This is a genomic window from Neobacillus citreus (genome assembly GCF_018343545.2).
Taxonomy (GTDB): Bacteria; Bacillota; Bacilli; order Bacillales; family Cytobacillaceae; genus Neobacillus; species Neobacillus citreus.
This window is the reverse complement of sequence record NZ_JAGYPE020000063.1, coordinates 3212-19948: the sequence shown is the minus strand read 5'-3', so window position 1 is coordinate 19948 and position 16737 is coordinate 3212. Positions and strand designations below refer to the sequence as shown.

At 42.6% G+C, this 16737-nt stretch carries 14 protein-coding genes and 1 riboswitch; of the genes, 2 read left to right on the top strand and 12 right to left on the bottom strand.

From position 1 onward, the window contains the following. Positions 1 to 91: 91 nt before the first annotated feature. The 6 genes from KHB02_RS24360 to queF form a co-directional block, all read right to left on the bottom strand. On the bottom strand, positions 92 to 268 hold the full coding sequence (locus KHB02_RS24360) for a hypothetical protein (protein WP_241114063.1): 177 nt from the start codon (positions 266 to 268) through the stop codon (positions 92 to 94). Positions 269 to 535: 267 nt separating this feature from the next. Beyond that, a complete protein-coding gene (locus tag KHB02_RS24355) occupies positions 536 to 1129 on the bottom strand; it encodes a hypothetical protein (RefSeq protein ID WP_213147884.1) in 594 nt (197 codons plus the stop codon). A gap of 15 nt (positions 1130 to 1144) precedes the next feature. Beyond that, the gene (locus KHB02_RS24350; RefSeq protein ID WP_213147883.1) at positions 1145 to 2311 is read right to left on the bottom strand and encodes a ParM/StbA family protein; all 1167 of its coding nucleotides are present in this window, start codon (positions 2309 to 2311) and stop codon (positions 1145 to 1147) included. Positions 2312 to 3464: 1153 nt separating this feature from the next. Further along, the gene (locus tag KHB02_RS24345) at positions 3465 to 3911 is read right to left on the bottom strand and encodes a DUF3052 domain-containing protein (protein WP_213147882.1); all 447 of its coding nucleotides are present in this window, start codon (positions 3909 to 3911) and stop codon (positions 3465 to 3467) included. A 113-nt stretch (positions 3912 to 4024) separates the two neighbouring features. Continuing rightward, positions 4025 to 5452: a L,D-transpeptidase family protein gene (locus KHB02_RS24340; protein ID WP_213147881.1), complete on the bottom strand. Its 1428-nt coding sequence runs from the start codon at positions 5450 to 5452 to the stop codon at positions 4025 to 4027. Between the two features lie 206 nt (positions 5453 to 5658). Continuing rightward, entirely contained in the window at positions 5659 to 6159 is a 501-nt protein-coding gene (queF, locus tag KHB02_RS24335; protein WP_213147880.1) for a preQ(1) synthase, read from the bottom strand. A gap of 121 nt (positions 6160 to 6280) precedes the next feature. Beyond that, positions 6281 to 6327, bottom strand: a riboswitch (PreQ1 riboswitch). Positions 6328 to 6546: 219 nt separating this feature from the next. On the opposite strand from queF, the gene KHB02_RS24330 reads away from it, so the two are divergent. Next, positions 6547 to 8013: a S8 family serine peptidase gene (locus tag KHB02_RS24330; protein WP_213147879.1), complete on the top strand. Its 1467-nt coding sequence runs from the start codon at positions 6547 to 6549 to the stop codon at positions 8011 to 8013. Between the two features lie 84 nt (positions 8014 to 8097). Here KHB02_RS24330 and KHB02_RS24325 read toward each other — a convergent pair whose 3' ends face one another. Then, a complete protein-coding gene (locus tag KHB02_RS24325) occupies positions 8098 to 9651 on the bottom strand; it encodes a flavin monoamine oxidase family protein (RefSeq protein ID WP_213147878.1) in 1554 nt (517 codons plus the stop codon). 294 nt (positions 9652 to 9945) lie between these two features. Further along, entirely contained in the window at positions 9946 to 11037 is a 1092-nt protein-coding gene (locus KHB02_RS24320) for an LLM class flavin-dependent oxidoreductase (RefSeq protein ID WP_213147877.1), read from the bottom strand. A 247-nt stretch (positions 11038 to 11284) separates the two neighbouring features. On the opposite strand from KHB02_RS24320, the gene KHB02_RS24315 reads away from it, so the two are divergent. Continuing rightward, positions 11285 to 11884 (top strand): NADPH-dependent FMN reductase, encoded by a 600-nt coding sequence (locus tag KHB02_RS24315; protein ID WP_213147876.1) that lies wholly within the window; start codon positions 11285 to 11287, stop codon positions 11882 to 11884. A 50-nt stretch (positions 11885 to 11934) separates the two neighbouring features. Here the strand turns inward: KHB02_RS24315 and KHB02_RS24310 are convergent, their stop codons facing one another. From KHB02_RS24310 to KHB02_RS24295, 4 genes are all read right to left on the bottom strand, one after another. Next, complete coding sequence (locus KHB02_RS24310) at positions 11935 to 14130, bottom strand: S8 family serine peptidase (protein WP_213147875.1); 2196 nt, start codon at positions 14128 to 14130, stop codon at positions 11935 to 11937. 247 nt (positions 14131 to 14377) lie between these two features. Then, the gene (locus tag KHB02_RS24305; protein ID WP_213148102.1) at positions 14378 to 15088 is read right to left on the bottom strand and encodes an ABC transporter ATP-binding protein; all 711 of its coding nucleotides are present in this window, start codon (positions 15086 to 15088) and stop codon (positions 14378 to 14380) included. Then, on the bottom strand, positions 15081 to 15854 hold the full coding sequence (locus KHB02_RS24300) for an ABC transporter ATP-binding protein (RefSeq protein ID WP_213147874.1): 774 nt from the start codon (positions 15852 to 15854) through the stop codon (positions 15081 to 15083). The genes KHB02_RS24305 and KHB02_RS24300 overlap by 8 nt, the downstream gene beginning before the upstream one ends. After that, a partial coding sequence (locus tag KHB02_RS24295; RefSeq protein ID WP_241114062.1) for a branched-chain amino acid ABC transporter permease occupies positions 15838 to 16737 on the bottom strand: 900 nt, incomplete at its 5' end. The genes KHB02_RS24300 and KHB02_RS24295, both read right to left, overlap by 17 nt.

The following is a 16737-nucleotide window of genomic DNA, read 5'->3' as shown; positions in this document are numbered from 1 at the left end:
AGCGGGGTTTAACTTCATTACCTCAACATTTAAAATGAGGAAGTATATCTCGGACCTCACTCATGGTGTAGTCAGGGGTCCTTTTACATCTTCAGAATCCCAACATCCCCGTATTTAAAGCAATATAAATCAATATAAACAACCCTACCATCGTAACGGAAACAGCAACCCCAAAAACCTTAAACTTACGAAGTACAGCAAAGCAAATAACCGGCACTGCCACCACAACAATAAAGTAAAACACCGTCGAATTTATGTATTGATACACGAACTTAATCCATTTCCGCCTGTTCAATACCCATGAAATAAAACAGAAGCCATCCAATAATAATCCCCAGAACTACCTGTATGAACACCTTCATATGAATCTTCCTTCTCTTAATCTACTTGATTTCATATTCTTTTAAGCTAAAAAACTACCTTAAGGAGCAGCTCAAATTAATGGAACTGGATGATGAATCTAAGTGAATTTCCTATCCTGAATACTGAACCATGACGAAAGGCACCCCATCACCAAGGTGCCTCATCTTAATTCTTATTTATTCATACTCGCCAAAAACCCGCCCAGCAGGTCATCGGCATCAAGATCCTTCTCGTCGGCTTCATCCTCAGTAGGGGACATGGCCTGGTCGATGGTCTCGAAAGCAAACTCGTCCAAATCATCATCAGCCAAGTCAATTCCTGCAGCTATTTCTTCTTCAAAAGGGCTCTCCGAAAAAGAAAGTGGCTCTGGGGCAGGGAAGGCCGTAGTCTCCTGCAGGTACAACGCCTCATCAATATCTACAGCCTTGCTGTTCAACGAGGCCAGCAGTGCGGTCGACCTTACCGGGTCGGAAATCAACTGATAAAGAATGCTTCCCAGCAGTGCTTCGGAATGCTCGTGCTTCAGCCAATCACGCTGTGCTTTCGTTAGCCCCTTGGGGAGGGGGATGGTGACCGTTTCCTTTTCCCGGGAAAAGGACTGGCTTACACCCTCCATAACAAACGAAGCAATTTTGCTGGAAAAATTCCGGCGTTCTGTTTCCTTAATTTTTTGAAGCTGTTTTAATATGTGATCCGGAGTATCAGAAGGGATGCGGAAGGATAAAGCCTGGCCCCTTTTGATTTCGTTTTCGGATGCCTTTTTCATAGAATCACCCTAAAATTAACTTTTTACTGGTGCTTTATCTTGGGCAGCCCTTTGCTTCTCAGTTTTACGAACAAAATCCGTAATTAACTTATAATAAGCATTCGACATCATCCAAATGCTTTCCTTCTCGTCCTCAAAGAAATCGATGTTAAAACCATCTAAACCGTTATTCAATGCTTTTAAATATTCCTTTAAAATGATGGACCCGCCGCCGACAAAGTAGCAGATTTCCGTCTGCGAGTTCTTAGACCAGACATTACGCAGCAAGCGGTATTGCTTTTTCGCAAGGTCTAGCAGGATGCGGTCGGTGATGTCATGGACACTTGTCCGGCTTCCTTTCACCATGATGTGATTACGGTCGTTTTTCTTCGTAATAATTTCTACGACATCGCGGCGGCTGTCGAGCTCCACACCGTGTTTTTTACGAATTTCCTCACGAATCATTTCTAGCGATTCGGATACCCCAAGATTAAACCCTTGCGCCTTGTCATCGTCGACATTGCGGTTTTTAATGACGGCGATGTCCGTGGAGAGGCCACCGATGTCTTGAATTAAAATGCGTTTATCGATTAAGTCCTTATTAATAACTTTTAAATTATTATCCATGACAAGATTGATATAAGCCGCAAAGCCTTCAGGATAAACCTTTACTTCATTGAACTTAATATTAACTTTAATGCCTTGGTATTTTGGGGTTACAAGAAATTCGACCTGATGGACATTACCAAGCAATTTTGAACGGTAACCGGCATCCTTGCCTTCCTTTACTTCCCTCAGCGGCAGGCCAGTTCCTAATGTGTAATTAGCATCAATAATGTTTTTCGTACGCGGGAATTCGGCTTTTACGGCATCCATTGCCAATGTCGCAAATAGCATAATTAATGTCTGGTCTTCCTCAGACTTGCTGCTGCCAGGGTCCAGCTCGGTTGTGTTATTGCTTTTTGTCGCCAAATTTCCGACACGATAGATAATATTATTTTCCTTTAGGGCAGGGGAGTGCACTTTAATATGTATCCCATCCAATGGGTCTTTGCTGTCCAGTTCTTCAATGCCGATGACAGGGCGGTCCTCGGTGTCTCTTGCGATAATGTTAGGAATATTTAATTCATATTCTAATTCACCAAAAATAGCCTTGATGGAGTCATTACCTACATCGATAGCTGCAATTCTGGATTTAGTCATGTTCATCATTCCTTTTCATTTAATAGACTTGCAATCTAGTACTTTCTATAAGCGTATAGAAGATTACTAGTTTCTTCAATGAGGCTGGCCGAAAAGAAACACAAGTGTAAAATTGTAAACAGGATGTAAACATGGAGAAATTTGTAAACGTTAATGTTTACAAAAATAACAAAGTTGTATACATGGCAGAACAACGGAATGTATACAACTTCGTATACATGTAAACATGTTTGTAAACAAAACGTATACAAAAAGTAGACATGTTTACAGATTGTAAACAACAGTAGATTATTACAAATATTTCAGAGAAACTAAAGAAGGGGATCCATTTTTAGGCACCCTCAAATCTACTCTCTTTCGTTTTTACCTGCATTATCGAATCGCTCTCAATCCGATTACAAAGTGCGATAGGGTGGTTCTTAAATTTCCGTTACAGCAAAGCCTCGCTACATAGTTTTACTATACTCTGCCTTCCGAAGCCTTAATGCAGACCAATCATAGTCGATAGCGATCTGCAGGACAGGTTCATAGCCATCATCAACCAGTAAATACACCCCCATGTCGTGGCTGCAAATCTGAACTTTTATAGGTCTTAAAAGGCTTTTTCGGATAGCATAGCAAGTAAAGCCTGGCAGGTTCGATGAACCGTTCAGCACTATTTGCTTGAGGCACTAATTCTTCATACTCGCCCCAATTGCCGGTATAAAATCATAGCTAACCATTTTCGCACGTGGTAGACCTCAACTTCAAATGTTTCAATAACCTCTTCGTAGACTTCGGTGCGTTGAGAATTAGCCCGGTGATCCCTGGTCCTTATCCTGCAATTTTTTAAGAACTGACATTCAACTCCCCATAAAATTGACATGGGCTGGAGTAAACGCAGATGAAAATGTATACAGCACTGTTTACGAAATTTACAAATCTGTATACATGGCTAGGTGCCAGGATGTAAACAGCTTTGTATACACGCAAACGGATTTGTAAACAAAATGTATACGAAAAGTAAACGTGTTTACGCATTGTATACATAGGTAGATTATTACGAAATTCCAGGTGAAACTAAAAAGAAGATACTCAACAATGAGTACCTTCTTTTTAGTTTCTTAGCTTTTCAATATATATGGGAATGAAAGAGTGTATTCGACTTATTTGCTTAATTTTCCGTCCGCTCTTTTCCTTTTTCCGTTACAGCAAAGCTTCGCTTCATGGTTTTAATATTCTCGGCCTTCCGAAACCTTAAGGCTGACCAATCGTCGTCAATGGCAATCTGCCGGACAGGTTCGTAGCCTTCATCTGCCAATAAATACATCACAGTGTCGCGGCTGCAATCGGAACCTCTATATGTCTTTGATGACTTTTTCGGATAGCATAGCCAGAAAAGTCCATCTTCTTTTACGAACTTCTCGGCGCTCTTTGCCAAAGCCCCCAATTCTTCATTGCTTGCCCCAAATACCTGTACGAATTCATAGCGGTCCATTATCGCCTCCTGGTGGACTTCACCTTCAAATGTTCGAATGACCCCATCGTAGGACTGTGGTGCGTTGACAATGAACACTGGCTGTCCCTGGTCCTTAAACTGCAACTTCTTTAGCACTGACATTGAACTTCCTTCCTTTCCTATACACCTACAAACATTTTAAACTTTTCCTTTGACTTATCATACCTTTCATGTAAAAAGAAGACACTTCATGAAGTGCCTTCTCCTTGCGATTCTTAATTTTGTACAAGCGTATTACTATCTTTAAGGAAGTTTTTCGCCATATCGGCATTAATGTAGAGATAGTACCAGTTATTCTCGAAGTTCAACCAGCCAGTGACAAGAGTAGGGTTTTTCTTTAAAAAGTATTTATTCCCAGCAATATCCGTCCAGCCGGTATTTTCCGTAACAACAGGATCAAAGTCCTCGAGCTTGCTGATGACGGTGTTATCCATCACGCCATTGGAGTTAATGTAATACCATTTTCCTTTATAATTGATCCAGCCGGTCTTCATGCCTTCAATTTGGTCAAGATAGTACCAGTTTTCTCCGTCTTTTACCCACCCGGTTTGCATCACACCATCGCCAGCAAAATAATATTTCTTGTCGCCCGCTTCAAGCCAGCCGGTCTTCATGGCTCCGGTATTATCTAAATAATATCTATTACCGCCGTCCTCCAGCCAACCCGTTTTCATCGCGCCTGCAGTGTCAAGGAAATATTTCATTCCGCCATCCTCGATCCAGCCGGTTTTCATTGCCCCGGCAGCGTCAAAGTAATACTTATTGCCACCGTCTTCCAACCACCCCGTTTTCGCTGCACCGTCTTTATCAAGATAGAATTTTTGACCGCCATCTTCTAGCCAGCCGATCTTCATCACACCATCATTTGCAAAATAATATTTCTTCCCTTTAATCTCTTGCCAGCCTGTTTTCAACACACCGCTGCTATCCAAATAATATTTCTTGCCGCTATCCGTCAGCCAGCCGGTCTTCATTATTCCGTTTTTATCAAAGAAATACTTTTTGCCATTTATCGTCTGCCAGCCTGTTTTTACCGCTCCATTTTCATAATAATACTTATTGCCACCTGCTTGCACCCAGCCGTTTTGAATTTGTGGTGCCGTCGTACCTTGATTCTCCCCATTAACTGGTACGGTTACTCCATATCCATTAGCCATGGCGATAGTATCAAAACTATCACCTGAATGGGTAATAACCACTTCAGTATAATTTTGAATTCGGTCAAAGAGCCATCGAATTTCCGAGTTATGCATGCGCACACAGCCTGAGCTGACGTACCGGCCGATGGAGCTTTCATTGTTATTCCCATGGATGCCATAGGTGGTTCCATAGGTTCCTCTTGCCTCAAGGCCCATCCAGCGGTCGCCTAGTGGGTTTCGAGGGTCCCCTCCGGCAATATGGCCTGTATAATAAGGACGATTTACAATTTTATTAACAATCCTAAATTTTCCTTCGGGAGTTAAGTCCCTTGACCTCCCTGTCGCCACCTTAAAAGTCCTTACTAATGTGCCTCCATCGTAATATGCTAGGGTATTTGTCTTCTTATTAATAATGATTAACTGAGAAGTGGCAGCCTCTGATTGGCTTGAAAAGAAAAAGAAAGTTAATACAAAAATTAAAACCGCAGACGATAATTTCCTCATATTTCTCTCCCCAATTCTGTTGATGATTATAAAGTACCACGAATCGGAGGAATATTTTGTCAAATTTTAGCGGTAAATTTGCAAAACTTCTAATTTTTTAACATAAGTGAAAATATTGTAAAGATTTTTTAATAAAAAAACCTCCCATGGCCTTAGGACCAAAGGAGGGAGGGGATTTCTGAGTATATCTTGTTGTTAACTGTATCTTATCGGTTATCCACTTTTTCAGGATAAAGGTCATGATTCATCAACCGGAATTGGGCCATTTCTTCATACTTGGTTCCCGGTTTACCATAGTTGCACCATGGGTCAATGGAAATTCCGCCGCGCGGCGTAAATTTTCCCCAAACCTCAATATACCGTGGATCCAGAAGCTTGATTAAATCATTCATGATGATGTTGACACAGTCTTCATGGAAATCGCCGTGGTTACGGAAGCTGAACAGATATAATTTCAGCGACTTACTTTCGACAATTTTCTGATCCGGGATATAAGAAATATACATCGTTGCAAAATCCGGCTGTCCCGTCAGCGGGCAAAGGCTTGTAAACTCAGGGCAGTTAAACTTTACAAAAAAGTCGCGATTTGGATGCAGGTTGTCAACAGCCTCCAAGACCTCCGGCGCATATTCAAATAAGTATTTGGTGCCCTGATTTCCGAGCAGTGTTAAATCCTTTAAACCTTGTTCATCTGTACGTCCAGACATAAAAAAACCTCCTGTAAATGTGCCCCAGCACTTTCACAAGAGAGGTCCTTCACCATTCTAATCAAACTAAGGGGATAAAAGCAGAAAAGCCACATCCTTATGGACATGGCTTTATTGACATGAATCCATAGTTTTTTATAGAGGGTAACAGCTATGAACCTCTCCCGTTCGATACGGGTATTCTATTTTTATATTAATACTATATTGGACAGCGCAGTATTCGTCAAATGGAAAAATTTTTAGCGAGGGGACAAGCATATTGTATCTATCTGTCTATAAATTTTTAACAGTCCAACTGTTCGTTCGACACTTTATTTTATGACCTTGTCCTAAAATCAACTCATAACGTCTCAAACGTTAATTACCAGATTGCTAGGGGGAATTGGGTTGAAAAAAAGATTAGCGGTTCTATCGGTTTGTTCAGTTCTTTCCATTTCATTGCTTGCCGGAGTGCAGGCGGACAAGCCTAAGGCAGAAGCAGAACAAGAACATTATGTATTAGCTTATAAAGGAAAGCTGCCAACCAACTTCACTGCAAAAATTGAACAGGCTGGCGGAAAAGTGGAACGGGTTGTAGAAGAAATAGGAATCGTTGAAGCTGCCTCCTCTAATCAGGACTTTCTATCAAAAATTTCACAGGATACGAATATTCAATCGGCTGGAAGGGAGCTTGAAGCCTACTTGGAAACAGACCCCGATGACGCTATTCAATTTACCCCGGGTACACCTAATGGGCAGAAGGTAACTCTTGACCCAAATGCTCCAAGCTATTGGGATAAACAATGGGATATGCAGCGCCTAACACATGATGGGGATTCTTATAAATTAAATGATGGAAATCATGATACAGTTGTTGCTGTTATCGATACGGGCATTGATTTCAGCCACCCTGATTTAAAGGATAATGCAGATCTGGCAGGCTCTAGAACCTTTGTTCCTGGCACAACAGATGCTTGGGACAAAAATGGCCACGGTACCCACGTTGCTGGGTCGATTGCGGCAAATGGAAAGGTAAAGGGTGTAGGACCTGGGTTAACCGTTCGTGCCTATCGTGTGTTTGGGGCAACAGGTGGAGCGCAGCAATCGTGGATTACCGATGCCATTGTAGCCGCAGCTAATGATGGGGTTGAGGTCATTAACATGTCAATTGGCGGTTGGCGCTGGATGGCCCATAACTTGGGGGAAAAGGGTGACTCCGCTTCTATGGTAGCTTATCAGCGCGCTATTCAGTTTGCCATTCAAAAAGGGGTTACGGTCGTTGTATCGGCTGGGAATGATTCAAAAGACTTGAATAACTTACATGATATGCAAGCCTATTGGAAAGCTACTTACGGAATTGATATTAAGGGTCCGTCCCGGGTAGTACCTGCACAAATTCCTGGCGTCATTACGGTGTCCTCATCGAATGAATGGTCGGATAAAAGCATCGCCTTCTATTCCAATTACGGCAATGCAATTGATGTAGCCGGTCCTGGCGGGGATAATGGTCCGTTATATGACAGCTTGTATCGACAAAATCCAGCCGGAAACTATTTAGATAAACGTGATTACACGTATCGTACATTATCAACCTATCCTTCTTATCCAGTTGGAGGAGGCAATGCCACAACACAATTCACCGATGGACAATGGCATGGATACTCGTATTTACATGGGACCTCCATGGCAGCACCAAAAGTCGCCGGGGTCGCCGGAGTTATTAAATCTGCCCACCCAGAATACTCACCAGCCCAAGTGGCTGCGGCTATTAGACAAAGTGCCATTGATTTCGGTAAAGTCGGAGTTGACCCACTTTACGGAGCTGGCGAAGCAAACATTTACAACTTCCTCGCAAAAGATACCGTGAAAAAATAAAGAGCTGCTCTGACCCCACACAGATGGGTGGTGCTGCCACCACCCATCTTTTCTTGTATTACGTCCAGTCCACGCATTTATTTTTTATGGTAAGTCATTAATTACTTCTTTCGCAGCCCTTTCCCCGGATTCCACTGCTCCGTTTAAATAGCCTGGATACTTAATGGAGGTGTGTTCACCAGCGAAGAAGATATTGCCTTCCCGCTCTCCAACTATTCCGGCAAATTTTGTGTAATTGCCTACTTTCCAGTAAGAATAGGCTCCTTTTGACCATTGGTTGCTAAGCCAGTGATCAACCGTGGCTAAACCATTCCAATTACTTGTACTTCCTGGCAACACGGGGTCTAACTTGTCCAAGAAACTTTTAGCAATCTCCTTCTTTTCTGTTACTGTTAACGCAGAAAGTTTGGCTGCTGTTTCGCCTCCCGTATAATTGACCAAAATTCCTGAAGTGCCTTGTTGGGTACGTGAGGATTCGAAGGTCTGCTGGTAGCCAGTATCCGTAAAGGTTTCTCCATTATTCCCAAGGTCATTCCAGAATCGATGGGCAAACTGTGCATGGAGCTTTGTATTTACCCCCATTCCCAATTCTTCAATCGCTATTTTCTTTAAGTCTCGAAAGCTGGCATTCTCAAAATCTATTGTTCTTAAAATCTTAAAAGGAATAGCCAGAATAACTTTATCGGCCAAAACCTCCCATTCCTTTATACGATTTCGAAAGGTAAGTCTTATTTCATTTTGGCTGGTTTGTTCAATTTTTATAAGAGGGGAATTTAACTCGATTTGTCCTGTAAGATTGTCAGCTAATAAGGTGGGGAGCTGATCATTTCCACCTCTAATATGAAAGCACTCATCTGAGTCTCCATATATGTGAAAATGATCCTTTTGGGCAAAGCCCAACATATAGAGGAGATTTAATGCACTCTGCAGACTTGCATCTGCTCCATTTTCAACGGTATAGGCAACTTCCAATAATTTACCGAATTTTGATTGAATTCCTCCCGGTACAATTTCATTAATATAATCCAACACTGACATATGATCCAGTTCATACCCACGTTCAGTATAATGATTGTAAAGTGTGGTCTCACCAACCTCTATTAAATCCTTTTTGAGTTTAGGCAAAATATGCATAAAATCATTTGTGACTTCCTCAAAGGTATAGGAGCAGTCATCAAAAAAATAAAATGGCATTGTCCCTTTTGGTTCTGCCATCACTACATTATCAAATTCCAAGCCAAGCTCTTTTCCCAATTCTTGAATCTCTTTATGTCCTGTATCTATTAATTCCCCACCGCGTTCGACGATTTGACCGTCTTTAAAATGCCCTCTTCTTGTCCAACAACGCCCCCCAACACGATTGGCCGCTTCATAAATGGTTGCGATAATCCCTTGCTGTTTAAGTCGAAAGGCGCTCGTGAGTCCCGCCAATCCTGCTCCCACAATGACTACCCTTGGTGCTTTATGAAAACTACTTGTAATTAACTGCTTCTTTTCCTTATCTGGAATGTCATCGAGATCTTGTACCGTGATACCTTCCTTTAAATTAGCTTGTCCAGTACTTTTTTCCTTTTCCACCGCGGCACTGGCCACAGCAAAAGACTTCTGCAAAATACCTGCTAATGGTGTTCGTGCCAAAGCCTGTCCTCCTTTTGCAAAAATAAATCATGCTAATGATTGAATCACAATCCTGTGATAGTAATATCTATCAATAAAATATGCATGGCTTCTCTTTTTGGCTTTAGGCAGGCAGTAGGTCATCTGGTTTATTTTTATCAACGGACTGGTGACCTGTAGATACTTAGGAACACAATGGCTAGCAGCATGGCCAGAATTCCCATTTATGCCGCTTTAGCATGGAGTAAAAAAGGCTGTTTTTAGTTTATAAACGCAAAAAAGGAGCCCATTTTTTGGGACTCCAACTACTGATGCTTACAATGAAACAGGCAGTTTAACTGCTTTGTTTGTTTCGCGTCGAACAACCGGCGCCACCTTAGTCGCCAAAAGTTCAATGGATTCTGCTACCTTTTTAAATGGCATGCCGCCGATATCCATTTGCGCCATGAAACGTTGATGGCCAAAAAGCTCATATTGGCGAAGGATCTTTTCAGTAATCTCCTGCGGACTGCCGACAAACAGGGCGGTTTCCGGTCCAGTAAGCTTTTCAAATTCCTCCCGCGCCATGGCATTTACCCCGTGTTCCTGATTGAAAAACCCACGATAATTTGCGTAGTAAGGGAAATAATTGTCTTTCGCCAGTTGGCTCGTCTCTGAAATGAACGCATGTCCCGTTACAGCCACCTTTAAATCATCAAGCGCAAACCCAGCTTCTGTTGCTGTCTTGCGATATACTTCCACAATCTGCTTAAATCTCATCGGATCACCGCCTAGGATCGCCATTGTTAAGCCCGCTCCATATTTACCGGCACGAATTGCGCTTTCCGGCGAACCGCCGACTCCTACCCAAAATGGAATCCCCTTTTGGACAGGTCTAGGGGCAATTTCCGCATCCCTTAATGGAGTCCTAAATTTTCCCGTCCAAGTCACTCTTTCATTTGCATTTAACTTCAAAAATAAATCGATGTTTTCCTCAAACAGCCCATCATAATCGTCCAAATCATAACCAAACAGTGAAAAGGATTCCACAAATGCCCCGCGGCCTGCAATCACTTCTGCCCGTCCACCTGACAAAAGGTCCAGCGTCGAGAAGTCTTCAAATAACCGCACTGGATCAACGGTCCCTAAGACGGTTGTTGTACTTGCCAGTTTCACCCGCTTTGTCACTTGAGAAATGGCGGAAAGAATCACAGGCGGTGAAGACGCCGCATAGTCGAGACGATGATGTTCGCCGACACCAAAGACATCGAGGCCGGCCTCATCTGCCATTTTTGCAGCTTCCAAAATTTCTGCCATCCTTTGTCTGGCACTAATGGTTTTACCTGTTTGCGGGTCTGCTACCAAGTCCCCTAGTGTATATATACCAATTTCCATACCGTTATTTTCATTTATATTATCTGTCTTCATTTGCGGTATCCTCCCAAAGTTCTGTAGCAAACAAAACTTACTAATAGTATTGATTACTTGACAATATCCATTCATTATTCTATCATAAATCTCAGATTAAAGATATTTTAATTCAAGGAAAATGATTTGTAAATGCGCCTAATACACTTCATTTACCTTTGTTTATTTAGGTTTTATTTTTTGCAATAAAGCAAAAAATAAGGTCACATGCCTAACATCAAGAAAATACAAGGTGGTGCAGCAGGAAATGAGATTTATAGACAAATTATTTGGCAATTCAGCTAAGGAGGAAGACAAAATGACAACTGAAAAATTAAATATCGGTATTATCTTAGGAAGCACTCGTGAAGGACGTGTAAGCCCGCAAGTTGGCGAATGGGTAAAAGGTATCGCGGACAAACGCGGGGATGCCAATTATGAAATCGTAGATATCGCTGATTTCAACTTACCATTCTTAGGAACAACTGATGGAACAGAACCAGGAATCGCAAAATGGAATGAAAAGCTTGCTAACTTGGATGGCTTCGTATTCATCGTTCAAGAATACAACCACAGCATCACTGGCGCTTTAAAAAATGCTCTTGATTTTGCTCGTGAAGCATGGAACAACAAAGCAGCAGGTATCGTAAGCTATGGTTCAACAGGCGGTGCTCGTGCGGCTGAACATTTACGCGGTATCATGGGTGAGTTAATGATCGCTGACGTTCGCGTTCATCCAACATTATCTTTGTTCACTGATTTCGAAAACGGATCTGTTTTCAAGCCACAATCATTACACCTTGATAACGTAAATGCTATGCTTGACCAAGTTAATTCTTGGAGCGGCGCGTTAAAAACTGTTCGATAAATCGTATATTGTTAAAAGGGAGATTGCACCAAGCAATCTCCCTTTAACATTTAGCGATTATAGTCTATTACATATAGATATGGAACCCGAATATTCCCTTTATCAGATGTTACGTTAATATAACCACGTTTAAAATCAGGTGTTCCCTGCTGGCCGCTTAATTTCGTCCCGCGGTTTTGAACAGTTACGGTTATCTCAGTACTTCCTTTTGAAGGAACCTTAACTTCAGATTTACTTAAACTTAAGTCTGCATCCGTACTCAAGGTATAAGTAACAGCACTTGCTGTTGGGTTAACAAGAGTAAGTGTCATCTGATATGTCTGGTTCCCAACCGGGCGAACTAGACCAAAGCTTAAGGAAGACGGCAAAGCCAACGCTGACGGGTTCATTGCACGGCCCAAATCAATTATACCGGCACCAATCTTAAGCGGATTATTAACATCTTCATCTTTTAAAACACTTCCATCCACATTATGTGCTGTGCCCATTAAAGCAGCTTTCACTTCAGCTGGTCCCCAGCCAAGTCCATTTTCTTGACTGATTTTTAATAAAAGGGCTGCCGCACCTGCAACATGAGGGGCTGCCATAGATGTGCCTTGATAAACCTCAAATCCGCCGCCCACCACGGATGAGTATATATTTACACCTGGCGCCGCTACATCGGGCTTTAACGTGTAATTAGGTGTTGGTCCCCAAGAACTAAAGTCAGCAAGTAAATTGGGAGTTGCTTGGATTTCCGTAGGAGGATAGGTGATGGTAACCTTACGTTTACCTTCCTCAGCACTAGCTAATTGTTGACCCGCCGCTTTTGATACCATTACTGCCGGTATTTTAACCCCATCTGTTGCCATTGGAATAGGGTCAGCATCAGTATTATTGTAAATAATTACACCTATAGCTCCCGCAGCTTCTGCATTATTGATTTTTTCTGCGAATGTACAGTTGCCGCGCTGAATTAGCGCAAGCTTGTCTTCTAATGGTTTACCACTAATGGCTGAGCATGCCTGTTTATCTCCACCAGAGTAATCCGACCACAGAGCATAATTGCCGGTTATTTCTTGCTTAACCTCGCCTCCCTGGCTGCCCGTAGTGGCAATTGTCTGGCCTTCAACCAGCGCATCAGACTCCAAGAACATCGCAAACGAATGGCTATTGGTTGTCGCAGCAACCGTAATAACCTTATCAGCTGTTCCTGGCGATCCGACGGTATAATTCCCCGGTCCCTCATTACCTGCTGATATGGCGACTACCACGCCGGCATCTACAGCAGCGTTAACGGTCATGTCTAATAAATCCGCACCCTTATGAGGTGTTCCGCCCAGACTAAGGTTAAGGACATCCATTCCATCCTTAACAGCCTCTTCAACCGCTTTGGCGATAAACAAGCTGCTTGCGTTTTCAACATCACCTGGGAATACATTATAATTCCCTAGGTATGCACCTGGTGCCACACCGCTAAGCGGACCCTTTGCCATTGGCGCTGTTGTTCCGGCCTTCCCAGCGATTGTCCCTGAAACGTGCGTCCCATGGCTTCCCACTGCTTGTGCTGTTAATTTTGGATTTTGCGTAAATACCTTCGCTACAATAACCTTTGCAGTTGTTAAGTTTGCATCACCTTTCGGAAACCCTTCCGGCACTTTCATCCCTTCGTTTGGCTGGAGGAAAGGATGCTTCTGATCAATCCCTGAATCGATAACACCGACTTTAATTCCAGCCCCTGCATTTGCCTGCCCGCCAAGAGCATTCCAAATTGGACCCGCATTGATTAAACCAGTGCTCGTACTCATTGCTTTTCGATAATCACCACTATATCCTACTTGAACTACACCAGGTCCCTGGCTTACATCCTTTAAAGAAGCACCATTTAGCTTCAATCCAAGTCCGTTATAGGTTACCGCATACTCCGTCACAACCTTAACCTGTGGAAGCTGTTTGGCCAGCCATTTTTTGTAGTTCTCCCGCTGGGCCTGAAGGCGGTTTCCATATTTATTGGCAGCTGGTGAATTAAGGTCTAATTTCTTCCCCTTCTGCGGTTTGGTAGGGTCATACCCTTTAATTGTTCCCTCGAAGGATGCAATCGGAGCATCCCCAAATTGAATAAAGGCGTAATCACTATTTTGGTCAGTTGTTGTATTAATCTGGTCATCATATTTAACAACCGCCTGAATAGGTATTGCTGCAGCAAATAACAAAACTAAAGCTAATGAAATCCCAACGATGTGTTTAAGGCGTCTCAAAAAATTCAACGTATATTCCCCCTTTAGCCATTTTTTCTTAGCTACTAGGAATATAAATTCTTAAAAAAGGGGCATTTCCCTTTAAGAGATTTTGTAGCATTATGAAAATGATTTTGTTGAATAAGGTGATCGATTCTAAAATTTTGTAGGGTAGGGGAGATTTTCCGCGGACTTTGGAAAAAAGGAACAGAAAAAGGGCCGCTCCCACTGCGTAAAACTTTTGCAGAGTGGAGGTCAGGCCCTTTTTTAAATAAAATTAGTTGGACTTTCTGCCAAGGTATGCCTCGACAATTCTTGGGTCTTCCAACAGGTCCTTTGCGTTCCCGTGAATGATAACCTTCCCGGTTTCCAACACGTATCCATAGTCAGCTATTTTCAAGGCCTGTTTCGCATTTTGTTCGACGACAAGCACAGTTGTGCCGGCATCTTTGATTTCCTTGATGATTTTAAAAATTTCTGCCACGATCAATGGAGCTAGTCCCATTGAAGGCTCGTCCAGCAATAATAATTTAGGACGTGCCAGCAACGCACGGGCGATGGCAAGCATTTGCTGCTGTCCGCCTGAAAGTGTTCCGCCAAGCTGATTCTTCCGCTCTTTTAAGATAGGGAATCTTTTCATGACATCTTCCAGGTCCTTTTCAACCTCTTTATCTTTTCTTTGGTAAGCCCCCATATCAAGGTTTTCCATGACAGTCATTCCTGACAATATAGCCCTTCCCTCAGGAACAAGAGAAATCCCTTTTTTAACTAGCTGGTCCGGTCTCAAGCCAGTGACATTTTCCCCAAGAAACTCAATGGTTCCGGTCTTCGGCTTAATTAATCCGGCAATTGTTTTCATCGTTGTTGTTTTTCCGGCCCCGTTCGCCCCTAGGATCGTGACAATTTTCCCTTGTTCCACTTCCAGGCTGACTCCTTTTAGGGCCTGAATTTTTCCGTAAAATGTCTCAATTCCAGATACTTTAAGCAATTTCATCATCTCCCTCTGATCCGAGGTAGGCTTCAATAACAGCTTGGTTATTTTGAATTTCATCCGGTGTTCCCTCAGCAAGCTTTTTACCGATGTTTAAAACGGTAATTCGATCACACAGCCTCATGACAAGCGGCATGTCATGTTCAATTAACAGAGTTGTGATGCCTCGCTCCTGGACCTTTTTAATCAAATGATATAAATCGGCTGTTTCGGTATCATTCATACCGGCAGCAGGTTCATCCAATAATAATAGCTTTGGATTGCTTGCTAAGGCTCTCGCAATTTCCAGCCGTCTTTGCTGGCCATAAGCTAGGTTTTCCGCAATCGCATCCTCAAACTCCAATAAGCCTACTAATTCGAGAATCTCCTTCGCAGTTACACGTAATCTTTCTTCTTCAGCACGCTGTCCCTTTGTCCTTAGTACACCGCTAAAGACACCTGATTTACTGCGGGTGTGCCCTCCAACCAACACATTTTCCAGCACCGTCATTTGAGAGAAAAGACGAATGTTTTGGAAGGTCCGGCAAATTCCCTTATTGGTAATTTTATGTGGTTTAAAGCCGGTAATTTTTTCATCTAAAAAGGTAATTTCGCCCGACGTTGGAGGGAACATATTCGTAATCATATTAAACATAGTCGTTTTCCCTGCACCGTTTGGACCAATAAGACCGTAGATTTCTCCTTCCTTAATGGAAAAAGAAACATCAGTTAACGCCGAAATACCGCCAAAATTTTTCGTGATGTTGTTAATTTTTAGAACCATGTTTACCCCTCCTTTTTGACAGCTGAAACTTCTGTAAAAGGGGAACATCAATAATTCCCTGCGGGCGGAATGCCATCATTAAAATCAAAATGGCACCATAAATCATATAACGGTATTCACTGATAAAACGCAATACCTCTGGCATCAAGGTCATAAAGGCGGCACCAAAAATAGAGCCCCAAATGACTTCGCTTCCGCCGAATACCGCGAAAATCAAAATTTCAACGGCGCGATGGTAGGAAAAATCTGCAGGGCTGATATAGCCCATAACATGGGCGAATAATGCGCCCGCAAAACCTGATATAACCGCCCCCTGAACAAAAGATAAAACTTTATAATACGTGATATTGACTCCCATTGCCTCCGCCGCTTTCTCATCCATTTTAATGGCTGCAAAAGCACGGCCGACACGGGATTTATTTTGTCTAACAAGGAACCAGATTAAAAGAATATTGATGATGACCAATATAATTAGTACCAGTAAATAAACGTACTGATTATTTTTTAAGCCAATGTCCAGCGGATTAAATCCAGCATCCCTGGAGACCTTTAGCAGTTCCCTGCCGATTTGCGGAATACCTGAAAGACCAACCGCACCCTTAGTAAGAGATTCCCAATTAATCAAGAACACCCGAATGACTTCACCGAAGCCAAGGGTGGCAATCGCCAAATAAACCCCCGTTAACCGAAGTGACGGAATTCCGATTAGAATACCGACTATTCCTGCAACGACAGCACCTGCAATGACACTAACAACAATGGGCAGATCGTAGTTAATGGTTAATAATGCTGATGTATAGGCTCCAATCCCCATAAATCCGGCATTCCCTAAAGAGAGCTGTCCGGAAGAAAGGGTAACATAAATACTTAAGCCTAAAATAAT